Annotated in this window: 22 protein-coding genes; 10 read left to right on the top strand and 12 right to left on the bottom strand. The window is 52.2% G+C overall.

Annotated features, from left to right (window positions below; all coding sequences use genetic code 11):
* Window positions 1-12 precede the first annotated feature (12 nt).
* The 3 genes from ACN0YN_RS20040 to ACN0YN_RS20030 all read right to left on the bottom strand — a co-directional run bounded on the left by ACN0YN_RS20040 (window position 13) and on the right by ACN0YN_RS20030 (window position 4,714).
* Window positions 13-1,350 carry a DUF1501 domain-containing protein gene (locus ACN0YN_RS20040; RefSeq protein ID WP_417386789.1) on the bottom strand — a complete coding sequence of 446 codons (1,338 nt, stop codon included), beginning with the start codon at window positions 1,348-1,350 and terminating at the stop codon, window positions 13-15.
* A 55-nt stretch (window positions 1,351-1,405) separates the two neighbouring features.
* On the bottom strand, window positions 1,406-3,862 hold the full coding sequence (locus tag ACN0YN_RS20035; protein WP_417386788.1) for a DUF1549 domain-containing protein: 2,457 nt from the start codon (window positions 3,860-3,862) through the stop codon (window positions 1,406-1,408).
* Between the two features lie 309 nt (window positions 3,863-4,171).
* Window positions 4,172-4,714, bottom strand: a complete 543-nt coding sequence (locus ACN0YN_RS20030; RefSeq protein ID WP_417386787.1) for a 5' nucleotidase, NT5C type — start codon at window positions 4,712-4,714, stop codon at window positions 4,172-4,174.
* Between the two features lie 123 nt (window positions 4,715-4,837).
* Here ACN0YN_RS20030 and ACN0YN_RS20025 point away from each other — a divergent pair, with 123 nt between their 5' ends.
* Genes ACN0YN_RS20025 through ACN0YN_RS20015 form a run of 3 tightly spaced genes read left to right on the top strand, consistent with a single transcriptional unit; the run spans window position 4,838 to window position 7,887 of the window.
* Window positions 4,838-5,674 (top strand): Rieske 2Fe-2S domain-containing protein, encoded by an 837-nt coding sequence (locus ACN0YN_RS20025; protein WP_417386786.1) that lies wholly within the window; start codon window positions 4,838-4,840, stop codon window positions 5,672-5,674.
* Window positions 5,675-5,733: 59 nt separating this feature from the next.
* The gene (locus ACN0YN_RS20020) at window positions 5,734-7,071 is read left to right on the top strand and encodes a dipeptidase (protein ID WP_417386785.1); all 1,338 of its coding nucleotides are present in this window, start codon (window positions 5,734-5,736) and stop codon (window positions 7,069-7,071) included.
* Window positions 7,072-7,113: 42 nt separating this feature from the next.
* Entirely contained in the window at window positions 7,114-7,887 is a 774-nt protein-coding gene (locus ACN0YN_RS20015) for an NAD-dependent epimerase/dehydratase family protein (RefSeq protein ID WP_417386784.1), read from the top strand.
* A gap of 24 nt (window positions 7,888-7,911) precedes the next feature.
* Here the strand turns inward: ACN0YN_RS20015 and ACN0YN_RS20010 are convergent, their stop codons facing one another.
* The 5 genes from ACN0YN_RS20010 to ACN0YN_RS19990 all read right to left on the bottom strand — a co-directional run bounded on the left by ACN0YN_RS20010 (window position 7,912) and on the right by ACN0YN_RS19990 (window position 12,465).
* Complete coding sequence (locus tag ACN0YN_RS20010) at window positions 7,912-8,841, bottom strand: leucine-rich repeat domain-containing protein (protein ID WP_417386783.1); 930 nt, start codon at window positions 8,839-8,841, stop codon at window positions 7,912-7,914.
* Between the two features lie 315 nt (window positions 8,842-9,156).
* Window positions 9,157-9,891, bottom strand: a complete 735-nt coding sequence (locus ACN0YN_RS20005; RefSeq protein ID WP_417386782.1) for a hypothetical protein — start codon at window positions 9,889-9,891, stop codon at window positions 9,157-9,159.
* A 127-nt stretch (window positions 9,892-10,018) separates the two neighbouring features.
* Window positions 10,019-11,320: a hypothetical protein gene (locus ACN0YN_RS20000; protein WP_417386781.1), complete on the bottom strand. Its 1,302-nt coding sequence runs from the start codon at window positions 11,318-11,320 to the stop codon at window positions 10,019-10,021.
* Window positions 11,292-11,816 carry an anti-sigma factor family protein gene (locus tag ACN0YN_RS19995; RefSeq protein WP_417386780.1) on the bottom strand — a complete coding sequence of 175 codons (525 nt, stop codon included), beginning with the start codon at window positions 11,814-11,816 and terminating at the stop codon, window positions 11,292-11,294. The genes ACN0YN_RS20000 and ACN0YN_RS19995 overlap by 29 nt, the downstream gene beginning before the upstream one ends.
* A gap of 31 nt (window positions 11,817-11,847) precedes the next feature.
* Window positions 11,848-12,465: an RNA polymerase sigma factor gene (locus ACN0YN_RS19990; protein WP_417386779.1), complete on the bottom strand. Its 618-nt coding sequence runs from the start codon at window positions 12,463-12,465 to the stop codon at window positions 11,848-11,850.
* A 330-nt stretch (window positions 12,466-12,795) separates the two neighbouring features.
* Here ACN0YN_RS19990 and eboE point away from each other — a divergent pair, with 330 nt between their 5' ends.
* Window positions 12,796-13,962, top strand: coding sequence for a metabolite traffic protein EboE (gene eboE, locus ACN0YN_RS19985; RefSeq protein WP_417386778.1), 1,167 nt, complete (start codon window positions 12,796-12,798; stop codon window positions 13,960-13,962).
* Between the two features lie 16 nt (window positions 13,963-13,978).
* Complete coding sequence (locus ACN0YN_RS19980; protein WP_417386777.1) at window positions 13,979-15,079, top strand: XdhC family protein; 1,101 nt, start codon at window positions 13,979-13,981, stop codon at window positions 15,077-15,079.
* 28 nt (window positions 15,080-15,107) lie between these two features.
* On the opposite strand, the gene ACN0YN_RS19975 is transcribed toward ACN0YN_RS19980, so the two are convergent.
* Window positions 15,108-15,467: a co-chaperone GroES gene (locus tag ACN0YN_RS19975; protein ID WP_002645001.1), complete on the bottom strand. Its 360-nt coding sequence runs from the start codon at window positions 15,465-15,467 to the stop codon at window positions 15,108-15,110.
* Between the two features lie 409 nt (window positions 15,468-15,876).
* Here ACN0YN_RS19975 and ACN0YN_RS19970 point away from each other — a divergent pair, with 409 nt between their 5' ends.
* The gene (locus tag ACN0YN_RS19970; protein WP_417386776.1) at window positions 15,877-16,302 is read left to right on the top strand and encodes a ferritin-like domain-containing protein; all 426 of its coding nucleotides are present in this window, start codon (window positions 15,877-15,879) and stop codon (window positions 16,300-16,302) included.
* Window positions 16,303-16,372: 70 nt separating this feature from the next.
* Here the strand turns inward: ACN0YN_RS19970 and ACN0YN_RS19965 are convergent, their stop codons facing one another.
* The 3 genes from ACN0YN_RS19965 to ACN0YN_RS19955 form a co-directional block, all read right to left on the bottom strand.
* Window positions 16,373-17,584 (bottom strand): cofactor-independent phosphoglycerate mutase, encoded by a 1,212-nt coding sequence (locus tag ACN0YN_RS19965; protein ID WP_417386775.1) that lies wholly within the window; start codon window positions 17,582-17,584, stop codon window positions 16,373-16,375.
* Between the two features lie 165 nt (window positions 17,585-17,749).
* Entirely contained in the window at window positions 17,750-19,114 is a 1,365-nt protein-coding gene (locus ACN0YN_RS19960) for a hypothetical protein (RefSeq protein ID WP_417386774.1), read from the bottom strand.
* A gap of 206 nt (window positions 19,115-19,320) precedes the next feature.
* A complete protein-coding gene (locus ACN0YN_RS19955; RefSeq protein ID WP_417386773.1) occupies window positions 19,321-20,493 on the bottom strand; it encodes an isocitrate/isopropylmalate dehydrogenase family protein in 1,173 nt (390 codons plus the stop codon).
* Window positions 20,494-20,711: 218 nt separating this feature from the next.
* Between ACN0YN_RS19955 and ACN0YN_RS19950 the strand changes: the two genes are divergently transcribed.
* The 4 genes from ACN0YN_RS19950 to hisI all read left to right on the top strand — a co-directional run bounded on the left by ACN0YN_RS19950 (window position 20,712) and on the right by hisI (window position 25,945).
* A complete protein-coding gene (locus ACN0YN_RS19950; protein ID WP_417386772.1) occupies window positions 20,712-21,029 on the top strand; it encodes a DUF962 domain-containing protein in 318 nt (105 codons plus the stop codon).
* A 192-nt stretch (window positions 21,030-21,221) separates the two neighbouring features.
* Entirely contained in the window at window positions 21,222-23,528 is a 2,307-nt protein-coding gene (locus ACN0YN_RS19945; RefSeq protein ID WP_417386771.1) for a TolC family protein, read from the top strand.
* 440 nt (window positions 23,529-23,968) lie between these two features.
* Window positions 23,969-24,958 (top strand): helix-turn-helix transcriptional regulator, encoded by a 990-nt coding sequence (locus ACN0YN_RS19940; RefSeq protein ID WP_417386770.1) that lies wholly within the window; start codon window positions 23,969-23,971, stop codon window positions 24,956-24,958.
* A gap of 501 nt (window positions 24,959-25,459) precedes the next feature.
* Entirely contained in the window at window positions 25,460-25,945 is a 486-nt protein-coding gene (gene hisI, locus ACN0YN_RS19935; RefSeq protein WP_417386769.1) for a phosphoribosyl-AMP cyclohydrolase, read from the top strand.
* Window positions 25,946-25,956: the final 11 nt, after the last annotated feature.

The following is a 25,956-nucleotide window of genomic DNA, read 5'->3' as shown; positions in this document are numbered from 1 at the left end:
ACGGTGGTCAGTTTATGCGAACAGTTCCGGAATCGGCGTCGGATCGCTGACCAGATGCGAAGGACGACCTTCCGGCGTGTAGAGGACTTTGTCGGGATCGATGCCCATCTTGGTATAGATGGTCGAGACAAAGTTTTCTGGCGAAAGGACACGTTCGACGGCTGAGTAACCGGCTTTATCGGTGGCACCCAGAACCTGACCGCCGGGCGTTCCACCGCCGGCCATCAGCACTGACATCGCATTCGACCAGTGGTCGCGTCCGCCACCCGGATTGATCTTCGGCGTACGACCGAATTCACCCAGTGCCAGCACCATCGTGGATTCCAGGAGACCTCGTTCGTCCAAGTCTTCAATCAAAGTCGCGATCGTATTTTCGAACGCAGGCATCCGTGAATTGAAGGTCTTGAACAGGCTGCCGTGATGATCCCAGCCCCCTTCGTACAATGTAATGAAAGGCACACCCGCTTCCGACAGACGACGTGCCAGCAAGGCCCGCTGTCCGAAGGAATTGCGACCATATTTATCACGCATTTCATCGGACTCGCGATCGATTTCAAACGCCTTCTGTGCTTCCGTCGATGCGACCAGGCTGTAACCCTGATCGTAGTATTCGTCGAGGTTCAGCACGGGATCGCCGGCGACTTTGTCTTTGATGCGTTTGAGCTGATCGACCTGTTCGCGTAATTCGCGGCGTGTTGCATAACGACCATCGGTCAAGCCACTGGGCAATGCCAGGTCGCGGACGCGGAAGTTCTTGGAGTTCGGGTTATCGGAAACGACGAACGGAGCATACTTGGCTCCCAGGAAGTTCGGTCCGCCGGATCGTGACATGCTGGGCATGGAGAAGTAAGCGGGCAGATTATTCGTGGTCGGTTTTTCGTGTGCAACAACCGAACCCATGCTCGGATGGAAACTGACGAAGGCACCGCAGCCAACGGGAATTCGTGGCGGCGCACCGGTCATCATGTAATGGTTACCTGCACCATGGTTCCCCTGGTTGTGGCGGATCGAGCGGATGACCGTGTATTTGTCAGCGATCGAAGCCAGACGTTTCATATGCTGTGAAAACTGGACGCCCGGAATTTTTGTAGCAATCGGATTGAATTCACCGCGGATCTCAACCGGTGCTTCCGGCTTGGGGTCGAAGGTTTCGTAATGGGTCGGACCGCCATCCATCCAGATCAGAATGACGCTCTTGGCTTTCGCTTTAGGCTGGGCGGCGCTGGTCCCTTTGGCATGAGACTGCAGCCTCAGCAGGTCAACCATTCCCAGTCCGGTCATTGCACCCAGGCCCAGCTGCAGGCAGTTGCGGCGGGTGATTCCATTGCAGTTTTTTGAAACGTTTTTCATTTCTGATCCTGTGACTTTAAAAGTAAAACCACGTTATGTTTCGAGGCAGGGGACTTCAGTTTTTGAAAAGGTACTCGGGTGTATTTAACAGAGCCCACATCAGGTCTTCAATCACCTGCTGTCGGTTGGCTCCTTCCTTTTCAAACAGGGAACGTCCCAGCCGTTTTTCTTCAATACTCGGATATCTTGAATAAGCGGTCAGATAAATCTCTTCAACAATCTGATCGGCAGTCATATCACTCTTGGCCCATTTCGCACTGTTTCCTTTGCCGGATTGAATGCGGGCATACAGGTCGCGTGAATTCATCATATGCAGCACCTGCACCACGGTCGTATCGCTGGTCCGTTCGCAGGGTGGATCCTGGTTCGGATCGGGACGCCCGAAGGAATCCAGGAAGTCCGAACTGACGCGATGCGTCCAGATCTGCTTCGCAGTCGAGTCGGCGGGCATCGCTGAAAATGAGTCAGGCACGCCCACCAGTTCGCTCACACTGTCCAGCAGGACTTCGGCCCGCAATCGCTGACGGTAATGCCGCGAGTAATTTCGCGTGTCACCGACGTTCGTTTCATTGGGCAGGGCACTCAGACTGTAAACGTAAGAACCGACAATCGTTTTAATGTATTTTTTGAGGTCGAATTTCTGATCGCGGAAGTTCTGTCCCAGTGCTTTGATCAGCGGTGCGTTGCTCGGCGGATTGCTCTCACGGAAGTCGTCGATCGGTTCTACGACGCCGCGCCCCATCAGATCGGCCCAGACCCGGTTGGCATTCACTTCGGCGAAGAAATGATTCTGGGGAGAAATAATCCAGCTGGCCAGCACTTCGCGCGGGTCCTGGTTCTCTTTGATCTCAGGTACTTCCCCGAACAGCGGACGGGGAGGCAATACTTCGTTGGTCAGTGGATGCCGCACACTGCCGGAGTTCGCTGTGAAGACCATTTCTTCGGAACCGGAAATCGGGGCGGAGATGCCGCGGCCTTTGCGGCCAATCTTTGCAAAGTAGGCAGAGAAACTGTAGAAGTCATCCTGACCCCAGATTTCTGAGGGGTGATGGTGACACTGGGCACAGCTTAAACGAATTCCCAGGAACAGCTGACTGACAATTGTAGTGAGTTCTTCGGGCTTGCGACGATCACGGAACATGGTGACTGCACCGTTGTGCCAAGTTCCCCCTTTGGCGGTCAGCAATTCATACGTGAATTCATCGAGGGGTTTATTCTGGTGAAACGATTTCCGAATCCAGGCATCGTAACTCATGACGGTCTTGATACCCACATGATACGGATTAGGTCGCAGGAGATCGGCCCATTTGTTGGCCCAGTGATCGCCGAACTCGGGCTGTTCCAGCAGATAATCGACCAGTCGCTCCCGTTTGTTGGGAGAAGGATCCTGCAGAAATGCCCGTGCTTCTTCAGCAGTCGGAGTGCGTCCAATCAGATCGATGGCAACACGACGTAGATACGTGGCATCGTCAACCGGTTCAGAGGGTTTCAGGCCGTATTTCTGCAGTTTGTCCCAAACCAGACCATCAACGAAGTTGTTGCGAGGCAGCTTGGCATAGAAGCTGTCCGGGACTGTATTTTCAGAAGGAATCGTCACATTCAGAGAAGCGAAATTCCCCATGAAACGGGCCATGATTGAGGCTTCGCCCATCAACGAACCAGCGGTGACCAGGCCATGTTCATCAACGGAAACGTAAACGCTTTCACTCGACATGTATTCGGCAAGGTCTGTCACGTCGCGGGTGGATCCATCACTGTAATGTGCGGTCACCACCATCTGCTGTTTTGTTTTGGGCTGCATGATCCGCTCGGTGGGTTCCACCGAGATCTTCGCGAGCTTTGGTGTCTCGGCGACGGCGCGGGTAGCACCTTCCACGATCCACTGTTCCATGACGTCGTAGTATTTACTGTCTTCCGGCAGTTTCTTACCACCGCCGTGTGGAATCTTGCCGGCCCCTTTCAGCAAAACCAGGCTTTGATCGGGAGCCAGAGGCGAAGCACGTCGTCCCCGCGATTCCTTGGTTAACGCGTCATAATCAAACTCAGGGTCGAAGGCGAACATCGACAACTGAAATCCACCCTGTCCGCGTTGCTTACCATGACAGGAACCGCCATTACAGCTGAACCGCGAAAACAGCGGATGCACATCTCGTTCGAAATCGATCAACGTCTGCTTGTTAAAGTCTTTGACTTCGACGGGGACCTTGATTTTCACGGCACCATCAGTGACGGTCACTGTCGCGGCTCCGTTGGAAACCGGTTCGATCACACCGGCGGCATTCACTTGAACGACAGCAGGTTGATCTGACTGAAACTGCACATCGCGTGTCAGGTCGATACTCTGTTTATTGTTGAGACCAGTCACCAGTAACTGTTGACGGGAACGCTTGCCAGTCAGTTGAACTTTTTCTGGATAGACCGTCAGAGTTTGCTGCGAAGTCTCAGCGGCCCGCGCGGAAACGGCGGTACACAGCAGCATGCAGACTAGACAATGATAGAGAAGAGATCTCATCTCGTTGTTCTATCCCAATTCAAAAGGTAGGAGACGCAATGCGGTTTGGCGGTAATCAGTGCTACGAGGAAGTATAGGCAGGGATGCAGGCACATTTAAAAGCAACTCGTGAGCACTCGTCGTTGCGCTTCCTCGTGCCTGCAAGTATATATTGTCTCTTATATTTCCTAATCGTCAACTGTCATTTAACAACTTTATTTATGAAACACCTCTCAGGATACCTTCTCTGAGTGGCAAAAACTACCCCATATCACAAAAAACGGATCATCAGTACACTCTTTAGCCTCTGTGGCTCGCCGATTATCCGGCTTACGCCATTTTTTCCAGCTCTGATTTTACGTAACCGATGCGGTCGGCGATGGCATAATTCTCATTCCAGGGCTGGGGAAACAGAATTGCCTGCCCCCCATGCTCCCGGAACAGATCGATGTTCTTATGCTGATCGTCAATCAATACCACATCCGGTTTTGCCATCAGGTATTTTTTCGTGCCGATCATGAAGTCCATATATAAGGGCTCCTGGAAATGCTGTCTGAGCCATTCGACTTTGGCCGAAGCACAGGCGGCACTGCGACTGGGGGACGTACTGATGGTGATCGGCGCTGTCTGTTTCAGCAGCGCCAGCAGTTCATCCAGCCACGGGTAAGGAGGAAATTCCGCCCAGAAGCGACCGCCGACCGAATCGACGGGTTTCCAGAATTCATCTTTGGTCATTCCCAGTACGCCTGCATAGTCGCGTTCGCCGGGAGGCCACTCTTCCAGCAGATGTCCCTGATCGTGTAACTCCAGTATGGCACCCATGAAATCGGAAATCACGCCATCCATGTCCAGTAAAATATGTCGCACAGCCATGCTGATTTTTCACTCCGGGAAGAAACTTTGATGATAAAACGGTATGATTACCCTTTGAGCATATAATAAACTGAAGCTGACAACCATCGTCTTACAGACCGTTTTTAATACTGGTGAAGCCAAATGACCAACTGGATCCCGCTGGGAAACGCTTACGAAATAGCGCCCGGCGCACGTAAAGCATATACCGTCAAAGGGACCGAGATTGCCGTCTTCCATGTCGCTGAAGGAGATCAGCCGGGCACGTTTTACGCGATCGACAATGCCTGCCCGCATCAGGGCGCTTCCCTGATTGAAGGCGAAGGTTGCGGTACCGAAGTCATCTGTCCGCTGCACGACTGGAACTTCGATGTCGCGACAGGTGAGTGTCATGACTTTCCCGACTTTTCCCTGACCCGCTTTGAACTCAAGATTGAAACCGGCGTGTTAATGATCAATGGTGACGCCTTTGGTGAACCGGGACCGCCCGCGAATCTGTTCCTGGTTCGCTACGGTGCCATGGGCTGGGTCGATCATTTTTCCGCAGAACCCGAAGACGAGTATCCGCATCGCACCCGCGTGTTGATTGAAACCAGTCGCGGCGAAGAAGTTGGTGAGATTCTTTCATCGACCGGCACGATGGAAAAGCAGCCGACTGCCGCCGGTACGATCGTCCGTGAATTCACGCCCGACGATCAGGCAACGCTGACCAGCCAGGAAGATGTGACCGCGCGCGTGTTCCAGGATTGCCAGACCCTGATTCAGGAACGAGGGATGCCCACCGAAATCATCGACTGCGAGCAACTGTTTGATCAGCAGACCGTCGTGCTGTATTATCTGGGAAGCCGCATGCCGGCGCTGGAAATACTGGCACAGGAACTGAATGCCAATTATCCCTGGCGGATCGTATTCCACCCGGTTGATGAAGCCCCTGCTGCCTCCGGCTGTTCCAGTGGCGGTTGTGGCTGCGATGAAAAATAACCAACCTGCCTGAAGAGCTCCCTCCACAACTTGTTCCAACACAGAAAACGGAAGACATCATGAGTAACCCCATCAATCGCCGTTCTTTTCTGGGCACTTCCCTGGCTGCGACCAGCCTGGGTCTGGCTGCTGCCGACTCCGTCACTGCCGCCGATCAGACATCTGCCAAACCTGCGGCCAAACAGAAGCCGATTCAAAACGAAGTCATTCTGCACGCCCGCCAGGTGGCGCTCGACATTCTGAAGCCCAGCAAGAAGCAACTGGAGCATGGGCTGGCACTGCATGCGGAATCACTGGTCTTCGATTCGTACGGCTTTGCACCGCGCGCGGCCGTCGATGGCGACCGACTGACGGAAGCGATCAACAATCATGCGTCGACCGCAGAAATCCAGGACCTGCGGGAAGACATGTCGATGACCCGCTGTGTGACCGACCCCGCTGAACAGCGCGAATTCAAAGAAGCTTTCGACGCTTCCGGCGTCACCTGTATCTTTCAGAATGCGGGTGAAGAAGGGCAGGACCCGCTGCGACTGATCAAGCGGCTGGCGCGCTTCACCTTCACAACCGACATGCTCGCTGACTTTGTCTCCAAAGCAGTCACGCCGGAAGACATTGTTCAAGCCAAACAGGAAGGACGTCACTGTCTGTATCTGACAGGGAATGGCGTGCCACTGACTCAGCAGTGGGAAACCACGACCGACGAAATGAAATACATGCGAATCTTTTTCCAGCTGGGCATTCGCATGATGCATATGACGTATAACCGCCGTAATATGCTCGGCGACGGTTGCGCGGAGCCGGCGAACGCAGGTCTCAGTGACTTTGGACGGACCGTCGTTGCGGAAATGAATCGACTGGGCATCATTCCCGATGTCGCCCACTCCGGCTGGCAGACCAGTCTGGAGACGGCACAGGTTTCCAAAAAACCAGTTGTCGCCAGTCATTCCACGTGTGCGTCGATCCACAAACATATTCGCAGCAAACCGGATGAAGTCATCAAAGCGATAGTCGACACGAACGGCCTGATCGGCATCTGCTGTATTCCCCGCTATCTGGGCGGCACAGGAGATATCAGCGCGCTGCTGGATCACATCGATTATGTAGTGAAGAATTTCGGTATCGACTACGTCGCGATTGGAACGGACGTGTCTTATACTTCGCGAAACAATTCGCTGGAAAGCAAAAAAGTGCCACGTGCACCGCGCTCGCGAACTCCGTGGCGGAGCTTGTGGCCCGATGATCCGTTTGTGGAAACACCCGAAATGCGAACCAGCGTCTCCTGGACCAATTGGCCTTTGTTTACGGTGGGCCTCGTCCAGCGGGGTTACTCTGATGCCGACATTCAGAAAATTATTGGCGGTAATGTGATGCGTGTCTGTCAGGAATCGCTGACTTAAACTCTGTTTGGATTTTTCTCTCCCTGCAACGGAACAACTAAGATGCGAGTTTTAATCACAGGTGCCGCCGGTTATGTCGGTCGCTACTTCGCCGCTCACTGGCAGCCTTCGGATGATGTGGAACTGGTGCTGGCGGACATTCATCCGCTGCCCGATGATCCGCGGTTCATCACTCTCGATCTGACTGATCCCGCTCAGACCCGTGCGGCGATGGAAAACATCGACGCCGTCATTCATCTGGCGAAACAGGCCGACGAAGGTCCGATGGAAGGGGATGAGCTGAATGGAAAACGCTTTGACGTGAATGTAAAAGGGACTTTCAATCTGCTGGAAGCGGCCCGCGCAGTCGGTGTGAAGCGGTTTATCTTTACCAGTACGGTGATGACAATCCTGGGATATACGGCACCGCAGTGGGTGGAATCGGATGCGCCGCCGCTGCCTGTAGGTTCGTATGCTCTGACGAAACAGCTCTGCGAAGTCATGTGCCAGCATTATGCACGTGAATACGGCATGTCGATTGTCTGCCTGCGGATTCCCAAGCCCATTGATCTGGAACACCCGCTCTGGAAGACACACCCGCTGCGACCGCAATGGGTGCCGTTCCCCGACCTGCTGCAGGCGTATCAGAAAGCGTTGACCGCAGAGATACAAGGCTGCGAAGTCATCACCATCGTCGGTGAAAGTTCCAGGCGTCGCTGGGATCTCAGTAAAGCGGAAAAACTGCTGGGCTATCGGCCGACACTCGTTCCGGAAGAACTGGGCTTTACCATGGGAACCGAAGATCAGCCGATTCCCACGGAAGACCATTATGCCTGAACCGCAAGCACTCGCGAACGCCGCTTATTGTTCGACGCGACAGTAAGGCAGACTCTTTTCAAGTTTGGAGATGCCTTCTTCGGTGATTTCGGTACCATCGATATACAGCGTGCTCAGGTTCTTCATCTTCTTAAGAGAAGTAATACACTTATCGCTGACATCGGTATTCCGCAGGTTCATATCCACCATGTTTTCGAGAACCTTGATCTCGGAAATGCCGGCGTTCGTGATCTGCGTATCATTCAGCTCCAGCCATTCCATGTCTTTCATCTTGGCCAGATACTTCATGCCTTCATCAGTAATCTGCGTATTTCGCAGCCAGAGACGCTGCAGACGAGTCAGGCCTTTAATCTGCTTGAGACCTTCATCAGTAATCTGAGTATCCCGCAGCAGCAGCACACGCAGTTTTTTCAGCGTCTTCAGATGCGATAAGGCATCGTCCGTGATCTGCGTTTCAGACAGTCCCAGTGTTTCCAGGCTTTTCAAACCGGAAAGATGAGACAGCCCGTCGGCGGTGATTTCCAGCCCTGTCAGAAAGAGTTCTTTCAGGCTGTCCAGACCTTTGAGATGTTTCAGACCTGCGTCTGTCACTTTGGTGCGCGACAGGTTCAGGATTTCCAGATTGGAGAGTTTTTTGAATTCCGCAAGCCCGGAGTCAGAAACGGGAATCCCATGCAGTGTAATTTCACGCAGACTTTTCAGCGACTTGAGATGGACCATGCCGTCATCGGTCACTTTGGAACCGGACAGATCCAGTTTTCGCAATTTCGACAGGCGACCCAGGTAGACCAGCCCGGCATCAACCAGCTTGGAACCTGAAAACGAAACCTGCGAAATGTTGCCGTTGTAATCCATTTTCAGGTTGGCGCTGATTTCTTTCAGCGACTTGATATCCGTTTCCAGCGTTGATTCCTGGGGAACTTCTTCCTCTGAATCGGTGGCAGCTTTACTCATATTGATCGCCTGTTTCGAATTGATATTTCTGACTCAAATCAGGTGAGCCCCGCCTCGAATATCTATTCATTCGTGCAGGTTTTCCCGATTTTGTTTCTAACACTCGCCAATTCTAATATACACATCATCCCGGAATTTCGCATGTGAACGGACGATTTTTCTTCGGGAATACTGGTCTGAAACGCTGCTTAAGCCCCGCATTTCCTGTCGCGAGCGTGTACAGGCATTAAATCGGACGACGATTCCATAAAAAAACGAGCCACACAGATTTGATGAAACCTGCGCGACTCGAGAAAGCTGTCATTCTGTGATTGCTTATTTCACCTGCTTGCCATACAGCAGGAGCTCATCAAAATTGCCGGTATCATCGAATGAGCCAATGCCCACGCGTCCGGTCAGAAACGTTTTGTCGGTCGCCGTCATGATCGGCTCTTCCATGTTATCGAAATAGATTTTGATGGAACCCGATTCCGTATCCCGTACAACGCGTGCATGATGCCATTCGTCGTCCCAGTCGGTACCGGCGGTCGTTTTCGTGGAGATCTTGGTGCGGGGCTTATCGTTGACGATAAAAATCTGGTTGGCATGATCGTCCATTTTTTTGCCTAAGTGCACATAGTAAAAATGGGCGTCATCCTGGTAACCGAAAAACAGGCACAGATCGCGATGTCCGTAGTCGGGAATCGTGGACTGCAGTTTGACGTCGAAAATAAAGTCACTGACATCGATGTTTTTCAGCAGGGCACGGTTGTAAGGCGAACGGACGGGGGGTTCGAATTTACTCCGCTTATTCACCAGGCTGAAAACATGATTGTCCCCCTGGTGAATCATCTTCCAGGCTTTCGCGTCCGTCGGTTCCCAGTGATCGGCTTTGCCCGATTCAAAGTTTTCGTGGAACAGCAGCGGCAGCCCCTGCATCATTTTGGGAACCTGGTCCGGCTCATAGGTTTTCAGCGGCGCTGGTTCTTTGGCTGACAGAGTCCGCAGGCTGGCAGAGGAAATCAGCATCAGACCGGTCATCAGGCCGGCGATGATCAGAGTACGTAACATGGTAAGGCTCCCGTTCTTGATAAAAGCGCTTTCGCAGGATATTCGCATTTCGCAAAATGAACAGCGCAACAGGGTACTGCATTTCGAAAAACTATAGCGTCTATCAGACAGCATTACCCGCTATTTTTCAAGCGTCAGGTGGAGCCTGACCGCGCGGCCGTTGACCGGGTTCCCCATTGAGTCTTCGCGGAAGTCGATTACCGGGACGGCCGTCGGGGCCATTCGGGCGGCGATTTTTCAGATCCTGAATGCGTTCTTTCATATCGCCTCGACGCGGGCCATTGGACTGATTATTCTGATCGGCTTCCGGATTAAAATCAGCTATAATTCTCAGGGCTTCATGCGCACGCTGCTGGATCGATTGCCGAACCTGTTCCGGCAAATGGCTCTGCAGGTATCTGTACTTGAGTTTTTCCTGCATCTCATCCGGCGGATAACGCATTAAATGATCTTTGGATTTCGTATCCAGTGTCTCGAAGAACTGCTGCAATTTATCTTCGGGAGGATGAATGCCATCCAGTTCCTGTTTGACCGACATCATCAGCTGATTCACAAGCCCCTTGGCTAAGAAGACGACCACTTTCATCCGTTTTCGATCGTCTTTTGACCAGACTTTGCCTCTGAACCCACGGGCATCTTCGTTATCCCAGAGCTGATACTTTTTCTCATCCAGCAGATCGGAGATCTGATTAACGGTTTCCGGGGTCGGCCAGGCAGAACCATTGCGATCTTCATCCCGGCTCTTTGCACGCACTGCAGACTGTAATACCGCCAGGGAACGTTCGAATTCCGAGAGCTCCGACTTCGGTTGCGGATATTTGACAGGTACCGGCAGACTGCGTTCGATAATACTGATCGCATCGTGATAGGTTTCCGGCGTGGGAGACTGTGCCCAGATAATGAATCCCACGGGAGGTTTTCTGAAATCCACATCCATGATTTTCGCTAATTCAAAATAATTCCTGCCACCTCTGCGACGATCGGGCGATTCGTCGGGCGAACGGAATTTACGAATCAGCGCCATCCGCTCCCGGGTCGTTTCTGCTTTACGTAAATCTTCCTGTTCCCAGGGAGAGAGTGTTTTGACCCACTCGTCATAAGCGTGCATCACCCGATTGAGTTCCGGCTGGCTGCGCGTCGCTTCATGCAGTTTGCGCAGGCGCTGTTGTTCTTCAGGTGTCAGCTTCTGGAATTTTTCGTAGTTGCGTTTTAACTGTGCGCGTTCGGCGGGAGACATCGCTTCGATCTTTTTGCGGTTCTCCTGCTCCGATTCACTTTCCGGATCGGCAGCGCCCAGCAGCACCATCACACAAACCACCAGCCCACAGACCAGACCGGTAGCGCGCAGCGCCAGCGACGACAGTCCGGATTGTCCGTCTGCCACTTTTGCATCATTCTGTTTAGCGTTTTGGCTGTTGTGCAATTTCATCGAACGTTCCTGACTTTTTCAATTCTTCCAGAAACTCCAGACTTTGTACTTCTGAATAAGTATCCAGATTTTCGATAAACGAAAACTCTTCCAGCAGGGGATCGGATTCATCGGGGACCCACTGATTGGTCAGCAGATAGCCGAGCATTACCGAACAGGCCAGTCCCAGAGTCCAGCCCGCAGCGATCCCGGCCCGGCGGAGTCGCTCTTTTGATTTGCGGCTCAATCCGCCGCGCTTCTGTTCTTCTTCCGCCAGCGCTTCCAGCTGCACCGTCTTGATGGTCGAAAGTGTTTTGTCGGTAAATTCCTGAGAAGCTTTGGCAATCGGCAGTTTATCCAGCAGTTCCCAGGTGCGCTCCAGCCCGTCGACGTGCGCGCGCGTGGCTTCATCGGTCGACAGCGACTGCTCGACTTCGATCGCTTCCTGCTCGGTCACTTCCCCGTCGAGGTAAGCAACCAGCTTTTCGAGTTCCTGATCATTCAATTCTTTTTTCATGTGAGGACTCTATTTCGCAGACCTGCTCGAATTAACCGTTAATATGCTTTTCCAGTTGAACACGCAAATTTTCTCGCGCACGTGATAACAATGATTTGACTGCCGCTTCCGAGAGCTTCATGGCAGTACCGATATCGGCGTAACTCATACCTTCAAATTTATGCAACAGGACCGCCATCTGCTGTCGTTCGTTGAGGGTCCCCAAAGCCTGACGCACTACGGCCTGCGTTTCTTTTAATCCTACCTGCCGCGTCGGCATCATTCCCGATTTTTCTATCAATAACTGCTCTTCGGGACGGATTCCGAGCGGACCGGAATCCTGAGGACTGAGAGCCACCTCTTTGCGTCGGCCTTTGTTCCGCCGCGAGTTGCTGGCCAGATTGTTGGCAATCCGGAACAGCCATGTGGAAAACTTCGCTTTGGGCTCATATTTGTCACGCGACCGATAAATCCGCAAAAAGACTTCCTGGGCCAGATCTTCCGCTGCTTCCTGATTTCCCAGCAGATGACAGAAAATGCCGACAATCCGGTCCTGGTAATTGGCCACCAACTCGGTGAACGCACCTTCATCGCCTTCCCGGGCGCGCAGCATCAGCTGCACATCAGGGTCGCGTAAGTAGGGTGAATTCACGATTTCCGTTGTAACCACGACTGACTGCTGACTCCCATCTTTCGGGGTAATTGACCCACGTGTACTAAACACGCGGCGCCGTAAAAAGTTTCTCACAGAGTTTGCGAGAAACCCGCTTTTTGTCTGTTTCCAAGCAGGATTGTAACCGTTATCGTCGCTAAACTTACAGGTTAACACAAGTAGCCACCCATAGAAAATGCATTCCTGTACCGCATTCGCTCCGGTTAATCTCGTTGAAACGGGTAGTCCGCAGAGTGGTCTCGGGTATGATAGAAACTGTGATCTTCAGTACTACATTCTATCCATTTTCTGCTTCCTGCTGACAAAAGGGCCCGCTGAGGAAGTTTCATGACTTTAAATACACTGCCTTTGAGTTATTGCACCAACGTGCATCCCGGGTTAACGGTCGCAGAAATCCTGCAGAAACTCGACGAATTCACGCTGCCGATTCAAGAGCAGCTGGGTGCCCCGCTGGCCGCCGGTTTGTGGCTGGCGCAGCCGGTGATCGAGGAAATTCTCTCGACCCCGGACGGTATCGCAGGCTTCGCTCAGGAAATTCAAAAACGCAACCTGACCTGCTACACGCTGAATGCCTTCCCCTACGGCAACTTTCACAGTGAACGCGTGAAAGAAAATGTCTACCTCCCCGACTGGTCAGAGCCGGAGCGCCTGGATTACACAAAAGGCTGTGCCCGGGTGCTCGCTGCATTACTGCCGGAAGATGTAGAAGGCAGTATCTCCACCGTCCCGCTGGGATTCAAAAAATTTGAACACGCGCCCGATTTCAGCAAAGTCTGTATTGAACAACTGATCGAGCTGGCAACGTTTCTCAAACAGTTGAAAGAAGAAACCGGTCGCACCATTCGCCTGGCGATTGAGCCCGAACCGTTCTGTGTGATTGAATTCACACACGAGTTGATCGTCTTCTTCGAACGCCTGTATGAACGCGCCGCCGAAAAGCAGCTGCTGGGAACCGTTCGGGAATATCTGGGAGCCTGCTACGATGTCTGTCATCAGGCAGTGGAGTTCGAAGACATCCCCGGTTCGATTCGACAGATTACCCATGCGGAAATCCGCATCAATAAAATTCATATTTCCAACGCGGTCGAACTCGACCGGCCCGGCGAGAATGCAGCCGGTCGTGAATTGCTGGCGCAGTATGCAGAGCCCCGCTATCTGCATCAGACGATCGGCAGCCTGCAGAACGGCGACCTGTATCGCATCGTGGATCTGACCCGAGATTTTCTGCTCGATCCGGATTCCCGTCTGAAAGAAACCGAAAAGCTGCGGGTCCACTTTCACGTGCCCGTCAATGCGCAGTCGCTTGGACCGCTGGGAACCACACACCGCGAGTTGCGCCAGGCACTGGCAACCGTCAAAGAACTGGATTATGCCCCGCATCTGGAAGTCGAAACTTATACCTGGGAAGTCCTGCCCGGAGATCAGAAGCCCACTCTGGTCGAAGGCTTAACGCGCGAACTGCAGGCCGCTCAGAACCTTTTGAATACGCTCTAAGTGATGTGATTCAACCATGCGTGAACTACTACTCGAACTGGAAACAGCGGTCCGGCAGCAGCGTCCTGTCTGTTATACCTGTCTGGTCGAAACCCGTGGCTCCACACCTCAGAAACCAGGTGCCGCCATGTTGATTTTCAGTGATGGTTCGCAGGTCGGTACACTGGGAGGCGGCTGTGTGGAAGCGGAAGTCAAACACCGCGCACTGCGACTGATCGACGCGGAATCCCCGGAGATCATGACGTTTCAGCTCGATAATGACTACGGCTGGGATGACGGTCTGATCTGTGGCGGCCGCATGAAGGTCCTCGTCGATCCCGTCAGAACCGAACAGGATCTGCAATATTATCACAGCGTGCTGCAACTGCTGGAAACCGACAAAGGCTGCACGGAAGCGATTGTCATTCCGCCGGACTCGTCAGCGGAAGAACAGCAGCCCGATCGATATCTGATCGACGCGGAATCAAACATCATCGCATTCCGCGGTACAGAACAACCGCCGGCCCAGCTGTTTGACGGCTTGAAACCGATTCAGAACCGACCGCGTCCTTATGTCAGTCAAGGCATCGCGTATCTGACGTTCCACCAGACCTGCCAGCTGGTGATTGTCGGCTGTGGTCATATCGGTCAGAAGGTTGCCGAACTGGCCAGTGATGTCGACTTCGATATTATTGCCGTCGACGATCGCGAGGAATACTGTAACGCCAACCGCTTCCCGACGGCAAAGCAGCTGATCGTTGGATCGTTCGACACGGTTCTCGGCAAGCTGTCAGTCACGCCGGACACCTTCATCATCATCCTCACTCGCGGTCACAATCACGACGAAGAGGCGCTCGGTCATCTGGCCGTCACGGATGCACGGTACATTGGCATGATCGGGAGCAAACGCAAAGTGAAGCTCATTTTCGAGGATCTGCTGCGACTGGGTACGCCACGCGCAGCGCTCTCTCGGGTGCATGCACCGCTGGGCTTCGATATCGGTTCACAGACGGTCCCGGAAATCGCCGTGAGTATCGTCGCCGAACTGATCGCCTATCGAAACCTGGATGCCCTTCCGGAAGGTTACCAGAGACCGAGCCTGGTGGACGAGATCAAAGCAGCGCATCCCGCTGGTTAACATCAGCAGAGTGGAGCAGGGGAGGCGCTTATTCTTCCCAGTCTTCGGGATCTTCGTATTCCCGATCCTCGGCAGAGCGGACTTCGTTGGTCTTGGCATCACCGCGTCGGAATACCGCGACCACGTCTTCAATCGGAACCACAAACAGAACATTGTCCGGTTCGAAATCCACGGGAATCGCATCGCTGGGGTTGAACAGCACTTTGTCGTATTTCTTGACCGGGAAATCATCATCCCGGGCAATCTGCACGCTGATTTCCACCACGCGCCCGGTGATGTTTGGAATCTCGGCTTTATCGGGAAGGACAATCCCCCCCTTGGTCGTCTGGCGACTTTCGTCTTTTCGAATGAGAATTCTCATTCCCAGAGGTTCAACCCAGTCAGACACTAAAAATCTCCCTGTATTCTATTTCAATCGGTGTAACGCAGGCACCTGCGATCCGACAAACTGACAGGTTAAAATAACCTGATGTTGCTTTGAATTACAATCATAGTCCATGCATCCCCTGAAAAGAACCCCGAAAATGAGAGCCGCTGTTCCGTTTACATTCGATTTGACGGGAAAATCAAACTGTCCTCCTGTGCTTTCCGTATTCAGAACCGGACTTCGGGAATTCGCCTCAATGTGAAATCTTTGCATTTTTTCGTCGTTTTTCAGTGCATTTTCAGATGCAGCGCGTTCTTCTATAGTTGATAAAAGAGTTTGTACATCTATAAAGATAGTACAGAGTTGACTTATGCAATTAACACGCGGATCGACTTCGATCCAGTTTTCAAAATGACAACAGGAGAGACACATGGACAAGCAGACAATGATCGCAAACCTCAATGAGGATCTGGCGAGTGAACTGGCCGCCATCATTCAATATACGACTTACGCTGCCAAGGCGACCGGCCCCTTTCGACCACAGCTGACCCAGTTCTTTCTGGCAGAAGTCCCCGACGAACTGGGACACGCACAATACCTGGCCAACAAAATCGTCGCGCTCGGCGGAGAGCCTGTGACGGTTGCCGGTAAAGTCACCGAAGCAAAAAACAATCGTGAAATGCTGGAAGCGGTCCTCGCAGCTGAAAAAGAAGCGACAGCCGGTTATACAAAACGCGCCAAAGAAGCCGAAGAGTTCGGCGACAAAGGGATGGCCGTCCAGCTGGAAGATATGGTCCGTGATGAAAGCGGGCACGCGGAAGAAGTCGAACGCATCCTGCGGGACTGGCCGCTGTAAACAACAGGCGATCACCGAATTTCGAATCGGGTCAGTCAGTATCGATTACTGACTGACCTTTTTTATGGTCTCAGCTGGGGGTTCCGAAGAAGAACGGCATCAGTTGATGGCCTTTCGGCAGCAGGAGATTACTGGCGCTTGCGGTGATTTCATCATAACAGTTTGCCTGGTCCGGACGGACATTCTTGCCACAGATGGCGAATGGTACGTATCCGTGGCTGTGCGTTTTCGTTCGCAGAAAGGTCGGGTGATCCGGGCAGACCAGAATCCGGTAATCCCCCTGGGATTTCAGATAGTCGTGCACCGGGCCCACGATATGCTCGTCGATATTCTCCAGCGCTTTGATCTTTTCTTCGACTTCCCCTTCATGGGATGCTTCGTCCGTCGCTTCGACATGCACGACGACAAAGTCTGAGTTCTTCAAAGTCTCGATGGCAGCCCGCCCTTTGGCAGCGTAATCAGTATCGGTGTATCCCGTGGCACCTTCGACTTCAATCACATCCCAGCCCAGCAGACGTCCCAGTCCCCGCAGCAGGTCGACGGCGGTAATGACTGCTCCTGTCTTGTCAAACTGTTCCAGAAACGGTTTGAGAGCCGGGCGGCTTCCCTGACCCCAGAGCCAGATCTGCGTTGCCGGCGGCTGTCCGTCAGCACGATTCTGATTCTTTGCGGATTTCGTAAACAGTTTCTTACTGCGTTCCATCAGATCCAGCAGCAGTTCGCTGCCTCTCCCTGAAGGCAGATCATGCTCGATCGGCTGATCGGTCAGATCATGCGGGGGCGTCGTCGAAGTGCCTGCTTCGAATGGTTGATCGTTTTCGTCTTTCGCACGATAGATGAGCAGGTTCCGATAGCTGACTCCCTGATGGAATTCCCACTGCGGTTCGTCTGCTGTCGCTTCCTGTAGAAGTCCCACCAGTTCTTCGCCGACATCATTCGGGAGTTGCGACGCAGTGAAGCTGGCCATGTTCCCGTCTGTGATCGTCACGAAATTACAACGGATCGCCCAGTCATGCGGACCCAGTTCAATTCCCTGTGCAGCCGCTTCCAACGGTGCGCGTCCTGTGTGATACACCAGTGGATCGTAACCAAACAGACTCATCGTCCCCACATCACTGCCGGAAGGCATGGAAGCGGGAACCGTATCGGTCCGTCCCAGAATTCCTTCTGCTACCACGGCATCCATCCGGGGAACCCTGGCAGCCTGCAGAGGAGTTTTACCCCCCAATGCATCCTGCGGTTCGTCCGCACAACCATCTGGAATCACGAGCACATATTTCATATCAGGTTACTTACTGTCAGGCGGGATCTGGGAATTGAAAAAAGAGAACGATTTTGTCCTCAATATCCTGAATTTTCGCCGTTCCTGCAAGTAATCTGCATCAGGAAATGTCGAGACATTCCCTGTTCTGAACGAATAATATGTATCTGGAATCGGATTAACCGCTTATTGCGGAGCAGGATCCTCGCCGACAAAAACCTTAGGCGGTGTCATATCAGCAGTGATAACTTTCCAGGAAGCGCCCATTTCACGAAACTGATTGAAATTTTTCGGCTTATAGGAAAACTCCAGTTCAGGTGTTTTCATCAAAGCCTGTCCCTTTTCAAAATAAGAATGCATGGCGGCATCCAGTGCGCCGGTCATCAGCAAAGTCCGCTCACACGGATAGGGTTCTTCCTTCTCTACAAACAGATATTGAATCGCATGCGAAAAGGCCCGGAACAGGTTGCGGTTCCCCCAGGGGCCCGGGAAGAATGTGGTCGCTTTCGGCGCCGCTTCCCCTTTCACCTGGCAGGCAAAATTCCAGCGGACACCATTCGAACCGATCTTCAGCATGGTGGCGCGAAATCCATCCTTGTACTCCAGCAGAATTCCATGCGGTTCGGTCTCCGCTTCCGAACCAATCGGATCGAACAGACCCCGCTTCTTATCCCCCAGTTCCGCCTGCATGGCTGCCTCGGCCAGCTTCATCGACCAGCGTCCCTGGCGACCGGCTTTGATCAGCTCATCCCCTTTGAGAAACTGAACGGATGAAATTCCGGTTTCGCCCCCTTTGCGGAATTCGACCATCGACTGCAGCACTTCGAGTCCGTGGATATCGTATTTCTCTATTGGCCCTCCGTGAATCGAGACCGCGTCTTCCAGTTCCGTGCCATCAGGAATTTCCAGCGGAATCGTCCGTTGCGCGAGTGGCACCGAACTGCCGACCATCATGGGAAACCCGTACTTCCGCGAAGTGTCATACATCTCACGTGCCCAGTCCCAGCGATACGAAAAATGTTTGTCGCTGAAAACGGGGACAAAGCGTTTTGATTTCTCCATGACCGCGACGATTTCATCAAAGAACCGTTTGCGCGGATATTTGGTCTGCCCGAATTTGGTATCGGGATAATCGCCGTGCTCACCAATGGAAAGGACCGCGTCCACTGCCAGCTCATCGCCGCCCAGCGTCAACGCCTCGCCGATGGTCTCATAAAACGGGATCTTGTATTTTTTCGCAATCCCCCGGGAGAGATCCCGTTCCGTAAACTGATCGCCGTAGAAAGAGACCACATCGCACTGCGGTTGTTGAATCTTACCGTTAAACAGGTACGGCCCTAAAAAGGGATGCAGAATATGAAAGGCATGCGACAGATAAAAACACTGCGTATAGATGGCAGCGACTTGCGGACGTTTGTTTTCATCGGCGGCTTTCAGAGGCTGTTGCTGCCAGTTCAGACCGGCGGTACCAGCGACAGCGGCGGCACTCAGCTTTAACATTTCACGTCGCGAAAGGGGGGACAGGGACTGGTGAGAAAAAATATCTGACATGAGGTTGACTCCTGTGGTGGGCAAAGCGAGGCGAGAATCTTATTTCATCGTATCAAAATAGATTGATCTCTTCACCAGTTTTTTCAGGAGCCCTGCCATTTATTATAGATTTTTTCGATCACCAGCGCGGGAATAAAAAAACTGCGATGCAAAGCACAACTGGCCTCGCATCGCAGTATTTATTTAATCGTAGAGTGACTCAGGAATTATTGCATTTTCGCACAGATGGCATCTGCCATTTCCTGAGTTCCGACGGCTGTCGGATCGTTGCGATCGTCTTTCAGATCGTAAGTCACGTCTTTTCCTTCAGCAATCACGTCAGCAACTGCCTGATCCAGTTTCGCTGCTGCTTCGTGTTCGCCGAGGTAATCCAGCATCATTTTACCGGACAGGATCAGAGCAACCGGATTCACTTTATTCTGCCCTTTGTATTTAGGAGCAGAACCGTGAGTCGCTTCGAAGATGGCGGCTTCCGTTCCGATGTTCGATCCGGGAGCAACACCCAGTCCACCGACCAGGCCGGCACACAGGTCACTCAGAATGTCGCCGTACAGGTTGGAGGTCACGAGCACGTCGTACAGTTCCGGTTTTTGAACCAGCTGCATGCACATGTTGTCAATCAGACGCTCGTTGTACTCGATGCTGCCGCCGCAGTCAGTCGCAATGCCTGCCAGCTTCGGATCGGCATCGACGCCTTCAGAGAGTTCATCCCATTCGAATTTCGCACCATAAGCTTTCGCAACGGCACGGGTTTCATCGTACCACAGTCCGTCGGTGAACTTCATGATGTTGGCTTTGCAGATCGATGTCACAGACTTGCGTTTGTTATCGACGGCATATTTGAACGCGTAGTTACAGATATCGCGGGTACCCTGGTAAGACATCGGCTTAATACTGACGCCGGTCTCATCGAGGGGGGTGTTGATCTTTTTACCTGTCGCGAACTCGTTGATCGTTTTGATCAGCTCGGCTGTTTTTTCCTGACCAGCCTGAAACTCAACGCCGGCATACAGGTCTTCTGTATTTTCCCGAACGACAACCAGGTCGACGTTGGAATCAGCAAAGTAAGTCCGCACACCTTTGTAGGTTTTACACGGACGAATGCAGGCATACAGACCCAGTTCCTGTCGCAGGAACACGTTCACACTGCGGAACCCTTTTCCAATCGGTGTGGTGATCGGTGCTTTCAGAGCGATTTTGTTCGCCCGAACCGATTCCATCACGCGATCAGGCACGCCGCCTTCGGCTTCAATGACTTCGATTCCACATTCCTGAACATCCCAGTCGATTTTCACGCCTGTGGCATCAACACATTTTCTGGTTGCCTCGGCGATTTCCGGACCAACTCCGTCGCCCGGAATTAATGTGACTTTATACATCGTTTCCTCTAATACTTCTGACAAAAAGGGAATGCGACCAGGTTCTCAAGTGCTGTGAATACCACGCTACGAGCCTGCTGACTCTTGAAACCGAAGGCCATACTGGTTGATACTGAATACTTAGCTCACAGACAAGCAGTGACCGTATCAAAACGGAAATCGCTTTTCAACTATACGCGATGGCTGACGCTTACTTTTCACACCAATCAGGGATTCTCATGATCCAGCGTTTTTTCAGTAATTACCTGCTCCGACACCAGAACAGAGCCAATCAGATCCTGCACCTGATCGGCGTCCCTCTCACCTTTGGAGGATTGATCGGTTTCGGCATCGCGGGAGACTGGATTTATGCGGGAATCTCCTTTTTCGCAGGATACGCCTTACAGTTTCTGGGGCACGCCATCGAGCAGAATGACGCAGGCGAACTCATTTTGATCAAGAAACTAAGGGGAAAACCCTACACGGAATTCGGACCTCGGACTCAAATTCAACAGAATTTTGACCAATCGTCAAAAAAGTCAAGTTGTAACGATTAAAGCGCCGATACCGAATGTAGTGATTTTGCCGAAAAGGCTGCCTGCCCTGCGCTCATGCGACCGTCATTGCACCAAGGCCGCCTTACCTGAATGGTGATTTCTCCCTGAAAGTACTATCGATTATGAACTTAAGTGATTATGAACAAACACTTTGTGCTCATAATCGTCGTTCATGTCTTGAAGGATAAATACATGAACCTTCGCCAGAAGTTACACCAGTTTTTCTGTGGATGCCTGATTACCAGCCAGCTTGTGGGCTGTCACGGTCTGGGTACCGATACCGATCTTCATTATCTCGGAGACAAAGAACTCCAGTATTATGAGGATGTTGCAACAAAAATCGAATACCCGGCGGTCTATGATGAGACACCTGAGGAGATCACATTCTCTGGTAAACCACGGACTCTGACTGACCGTTCTCAGGATGAAATCTGGGATTTACCCCTGATGGACGCCATTCATCTGGGTATGGCAAACAGCGAAGTCATTCGTGTCTCCGGTACTCTGGGAACCAACGGCAACGGGCTGTTAAATAACCCGGATGGTACTCCTACGATTTTCGACCCTTCCATTCAGGAAACGAACGTCCTGTTGGGTGGATCGCGTGGTGTGGAAGCGGCGTTGTCTGCATTTGATACGACGTTTACTGCCAATATGCTCTGGGGCCGCTCCGAACAGGTGCAAAACAGCCCGTTCTTTGGTGGTATTCCCGGCGGTACACTCGCACAGGAAACGGGACAATTCCAGTCCGGCCTCTCCAAAACATTTGCGAACGGCGGACAGTTTGCCCTGTCACATAACTGGAACTACACAGGCAGTAATGCCACCAGTCAGCTGTTCCCGTCTAATTACGCCGGGAACGTGGGACTCTCTTATCGTCAGCCATTCCTGGCAGGTGCCGGCGTCGACTACACCCGGATTGCCGGCCCGATCGGTTCCGGATTCACCGGGATTACCGGGGTCAGCCAGGGGGTCGTGATCGCCCGCATCAACAATGACCTGGTGCTTGCAGATTTCGAGAAAAATGTGCGAAACCTGATCTCCGATATTGAAGAAAGCTACTGGCAGCTCTATCTGGCCTATCGCCTGTACGACACTCAGGTGGTGGCCCGTAACTCAGCACTTCGCAGCTGGCGGGAAGCCCATGCGAAACTGGAAGCCGGCGGTACCAGAAACTTCAAGCCGGCTGACGAAGCACAGGCCAAAGACCGTCTGTTTGAAACACAGTCACTGGTTCAGTCAACACGCAGCGATATTTACACCGCAGAAAGTCGCTTTCGCCGACTGGTTGGTCTGCCCGTTAACGATGGAAAAATCATTCGTCCGATTGATGACCCGATCGCAGCAGAATTTACTCCCGACTGGAGTATGTGTCTGACAGAAGCTCTGGTACATCGCGTCGAATTGCGTAAACAGAAATGGAACATTAAAAGTCTGGAATTTCAGAGAATGGCTGCCACCAGCCTGACCAAACCACGCCTGGACCTGGTTTCCAGTTATCAGGTGAATGGTTTCGGCGATCGCCTGTTAAGCCAGAAAAACACCGATGGCATCACATCTCAGGGTCTGCATAGTGCCTATGGAACTCTGCTGGACAATGACCAGGACAGCTGGACCGTTGGCTGGGAATTCAGTATGCCTCTCGGTTTCCGTTCGGCACATGCCCAGGTGGAAAACCTCGAATTCCGTCTGTCTAAAGCACGAGCCGTTCTTAAAGCACAGGAAATGGATGTCAGCCAGGAACTGGCCATTACATTCCAGGACCTGACCAAAAACTATGCGACAGCACAATCCAACTTCAACCGCTGGCGTGCCGCCCGCAGACGTGTGGAACTGTTTGACGCCGAAGTTCAGGCAGGAACGACAACACTCGATACGCTGTTACGTGCACAGTCCTCACTGGCTGCTGCTGAAACTGAATACTACCGCTCACTGGTTGCCTACAACGTCGCGATCAAGAACCTCCACAAATGGAAAGGCACCTTGCTGCAACACAACAACGTGCATCTCATGGAAGGGGAATGGTCACCGGTTGCCTATCAGCAGGCTGTCCGACGTGCCTGGGCTAGAACACACGGTATCGATGCTCATAAACTGCGAAGCAAACCGGAACCATTCGTTTCAGACGGCTACATCGGCGAAGTGGGTGTCATGCCTGCAGCCGGGGCTCAGACGTACTCTTCCTCACAAGATGGGATCACACCTGATATCATGCCTGTTCCGGAACCGGAAACCACTCCAGAATATGCACCGCCTGCACCTGCCACGTCAGGCCAGCCGGAAGCACGTCTGCAACTTGATGAGGGTTATCAAAGTAGTCGAAATCCGTTTGCTCAATCCGAGATTGAGCAAGCGGTGAAGGTCGCGCTTGAGTCGGGACCTCCTGAACCTCAGCCCAGGAACAGACAGATCTCTGCAGAACTGGAAGAGCTGCCGATTGCCGATACTGAGAAAAATATCGACGTCGAACTACTGCCTGCTACCAGTTTTGTAGAGTGAATAACTAAGCTGTCTCGTTATCTGGTAGCGTCTCAAGGGCCATCTGGACCGAGTATGATAGATTGAGAGATGTTACGGCCAAATGCGATGCGTTACAGAATTCCAAATGTTCGCATTACCCTGATCGTACTGCTTTCACAGTCTGACAATTTGGGCATTCGACAATTTGAAAAGACCTTTACGAATTTCGGTATGCATTTCCGTAAACACGTGCTAGTTTTAAACATAACTTTCGTTTGATTCATTGCCGACGCTTGTCTCATTCAAACTTACCCGTATCGATGTCCATCTCCATCGATTGTTGTTTCCGGATATTGAACTGTCGATTCGCATACGAAACCTCCATTTCGTTGTGCGCGCTGCAGACCGTTCATACTGAGTTTTCGGGATTGAGCACCCGCCACTGACCAGGCCTGTGGAAAGCATACAAAAGATAATCAATGGTGGCTGGACGAATTCATCGTCTTCTCAGACTGATTGCCCTGTTACAGTCGGGACGTGTTTACAACTCTGCACAACTTGCCAGCGAATGCGAAGTCAGTCGCAGGACCGTTTTCCGTGACCTGAAAACCCTTCAGGAAGCCGGAATCTACGTTCTTTACGATGATGATAAACAGGGATATCTGCTTCCCTGGAGAACCATCGTCCCCTTCAAAGATCTCACCTTTGAAGAAGTTCTTGCGCTGTTTGTGCTCAGTCAGGACCTCGATAAAACCATCGTCGGGCTGCCTCTCGATGGCATCGCCCGCTCCGCTTCCGCAAAAATTCTGAGCAGTTTGCCCGATACATTACGCGATCAGGTGATTGAAGCGGCCCAGTCCGTCTCCATCTGGCTGACGCCCTGCAATCCCTCAATACGCAACGAATTGCATTATAAAACCATTCTGAAAGCGGTCACATCAAAACAAAACGTGCGCATTCACTACGACTGCCCGAAAGAACAAAAGACGGTCTCCACCATGTTGAGCCCGTATCACATGCTGTATTCGAATCGGGAATGGTTTGTCGTAGGGCGCTCCTCCGTCGATCGGGGCATCAAAGTCTTTCCGATTCTGAAAATCATCAAATCAGAGTTGCTCGACGAACGGTTCAAAAAACCATCCCGCTTTAAACTCGATCGCTATGTCGGCAATACCTGGGATCCCGTGCGGCAGTCATCCAGAACCGTTTCTGTCAAAATTCGGTTTCAAAGCGATGCTGCTCAGGCTGTCTCACATATCAGCTGGGACCCGTCACAGGAAATCAGAAAACTCAAAGGGGGCACGATCGAATTCCGGGCACGCGTAAGTAACCCGGATCAGATGACCGACTGGCTCCTCAGTTTCGGGAACCAGGCAGAAGTGATCTCTCCCCCCTCGCTGCGAAAACTGGTCAAAACCCGCATCTCGGAAATGTCACAAATTTACAGTAAGAAATCGAGCCAAAACTGATTTCAAAATCACCGCGAACTTTCCCCTTTATCAGCTGTCTAACCTCGCATACCACCCGTAAACCGGTCAGTCTGATTTTATTGAGATCGCGCATGTATACTAATGCTGGCTCAACAGCCGATAATTCTGTGAAACCTCTCAAAATCCCGCATCAAACTGCTGACCTGACTCATCATTAGGTTTACTATTTCAGGGTAGGAAATCCGTACCTCAAAGCAGGAAATCTGCTAATTTCCGCTTGAACAACGCCTGAGAACGTGTGTCTGACCGCAACCATTGCGTATGATGTAACCAGCCACACAGATTCAACCCCCCGGAGGATGGAAACACATCCCGTCCCGGGAAGATCCCATGATCCAGACCAGAGCAGCCAGGGACTTCAAAAGCGAATTCAGTTGCTGCTCTGCTATCAGTTAAGAACCCATTTTACGGGTAGTAAGAAGTGGAGAATCTCTCCACAGTCAGACAAAAGATTAAATTGAAGTGAGGAAAGACAAAATCATGTCAGATGGAATTCAATTCGCGGCACGGACAACCGTCGAGCAGGTGGAAGAAGGAAATGAACTGGCCCCCAAATTTGATCAGGACGGTTTAATTCCTGTTGTGACGACCGACTATACCTCGGGTGAACTGCTCATGCATGCTTACATGAATGAGGAAGCACTCAAGAAAACCATCGAACTGGGTGAAGCCGTTTACTGGAGCCGCAGCCGCCAGGTACTCTGGCACAAAGGTGCCACCAGTGGACTCGTGCAGAAAGTCAAAGCGCTGCTGATTGACGACGACCAGGATACGATCTGGTTACGCGTCGATGTCATGGGAGGTGGCGCCAGCTGTCACGTCGGCTACCGTTCCTGTTTCTACCGCCGCGTGCCCGTAGGTGAAGAATCAAAAGAAAAGGGTCTGGCACTTGAGTTCACCGAAACAGAAAAAGTATTCGACCCCAAAGAAGTTTATGGAGACGCTCCCAATCCAACAAAACTGTAAACCGTATCACG

This window comes from Gimesia sp., assembly GCF_048260065.1.
Lineage (GTDB): Bacteria > Planctomycetota > Planctomycetia > Planctomycetales > Planctomycetaceae > Gimesia.
The sequence above is the reverse complement of the archived record's forward strand: the minus strand, read 5'-3'. Positions and strand labels throughout refer to the sequence as shown.

What these genes read in the sequence shown, in the direction of transcription:
- ACN0YN_RS19970 (WP_417386776.1), top strand. Translation starts at nt 15,877, where the DNA reads ATGGACAAGCAGACAATGATCGCAAACCTCAATGAGGATCTGGCGAGT.
- ACN0YN_RS19945 (WP_417386771.1), top strand. Translation starts at nt 21,222, where the DNA reads ATGAACCTTCGCCAGAAGTTACACCAGTTTTTCTGTGGATGCCTGATT.
- ACN0YN_RS20015 (WP_417386784.1), top strand. Translation starts at nt 7,114, where the DNA reads ATGCGAGTTTTAATCACAGGTGCCGCCGGTTATGTCGGTCGCTACTTC.
- ACN0YN_RS20020 (WP_417386785.1), top strand. Translation starts at nt 5,734, where the DNA reads ATGAGTAACCCCATCAATCGCCGTTCTTTTCTGGGCACTTCCCTGGCT.
- ACN0YN_RS19950 (WP_417386772.1), top strand. Translation starts at nt 20,712, where the DNA reads ATGATCCAGCGTTTTTTCAGTAATTACCTGCTCCGACACCAGAACAGA.
- eboE (WP_417386778.1), top strand. Translation starts at nt 12,796, where the DNA reads ATGACTTTAAATACACTGCCTTTGAGTTATTGCACCAACGTGCATCCC.
- ACN0YN_RS20030 (WP_417386787.1), bottom strand. Translation starts at nt 4,714, where the DNA reads ATGGCTGTGCGACATATTTTACTGGACATGGATGGCGTGATTTCCGAT.
- ACN0YN_RS20025 (WP_417386786.1), top strand. Translation starts at nt 4,838, where the DNA reads ATGACCAACTGGATCCCGCTGGGAAACGCTTACGAAATAGCGCCCGGC.
- ACN0YN_RS19960 (WP_417386774.1), bottom strand. Translation starts at nt 19,114, where the DNA reads ATGTCAGATATTTTTTCTCACCAGTCCCTGTCCCCCCTTTCGCGACGT.
- ACN0YN_RS20005 (WP_417386782.1), bottom strand. Translation starts at nt 9,891, where the DNA reads ATGTTACGTACTCTGATCATCGCCGGCCTGATGACCGGTCTGATGCTG.
- ACN0YN_RS20035 (WP_417386788.1), bottom strand. Translation starts at nt 3,862, where the DNA reads ATGAGATCTCTTCTCTATCATTGTCTAGTCTGCATGCTGCTGTGTACC.
- ACN0YN_RS19955 (WP_417386773.1), bottom strand. Translation starts at nt 20,493, where the DNA reads ATGTATAAAGTCACATTAATTCCGGGCGACGGAGTTGGTCCGGAAATC.
- ACN0YN_RS19965 (WP_417386775.1), bottom strand. Translation starts at nt 17,584, where the DNA reads ATGAAATATGTGCTCGTGATTCCAGATGGTTGTGCGGACGAACCGCAG.
- ACN0YN_RS20040 (WP_417386789.1), bottom strand. Translation starts at nt 1,350, where the DNA reads ATGAAAAACGTTTCAAAAAACTGCAATGGAATCACCCGCCGCAACTGC.
- ACN0YN_RS19995 (WP_417386780.1), bottom strand. Translation starts at nt 11,816, where the DNA reads ATGAAAAAAGAATTGAATGATCAGGAACTCGAAAAGCTGGTTGCTTAC.
- ACN0YN_RS20010 (WP_417386783.1), bottom strand. Translation starts at nt 8,841, where the DNA reads ATGAGTAAAGCTGCCACCGATTCAGAGGAAGAAGTTCCCCAGGAATCA.
- ACN0YN_RS20000 (WP_417386781.1), bottom strand. Translation starts at nt 11,320, where the DNA reads ATGAAATTGCACAACAGCCAAAACGCTAAACAGAATGATGCAAAAGTG.
- ACN0YN_RS19980 (WP_417386777.1), top strand. Translation starts at nt 13,979, where the DNA reads ATGCGTGAACTACTACTCGAACTGGAAACAGCGGTCCGGCAGCAGCGT.
- ACN0YN_RS19940 (WP_417386770.1), top strand. Translation starts at nt 23,969, where the DNA reads ATGGTGGCTGGACGAATTCATCGTCTTCTCAGACTGATTGCCCTGTTA.
- hisI (WP_417386769.1), top strand. Translation starts at nt 25,460, where the DNA reads ATGTCAGATGGAATTCAATTCGCGGCACGGACAACCGTCGAGCAGGTG.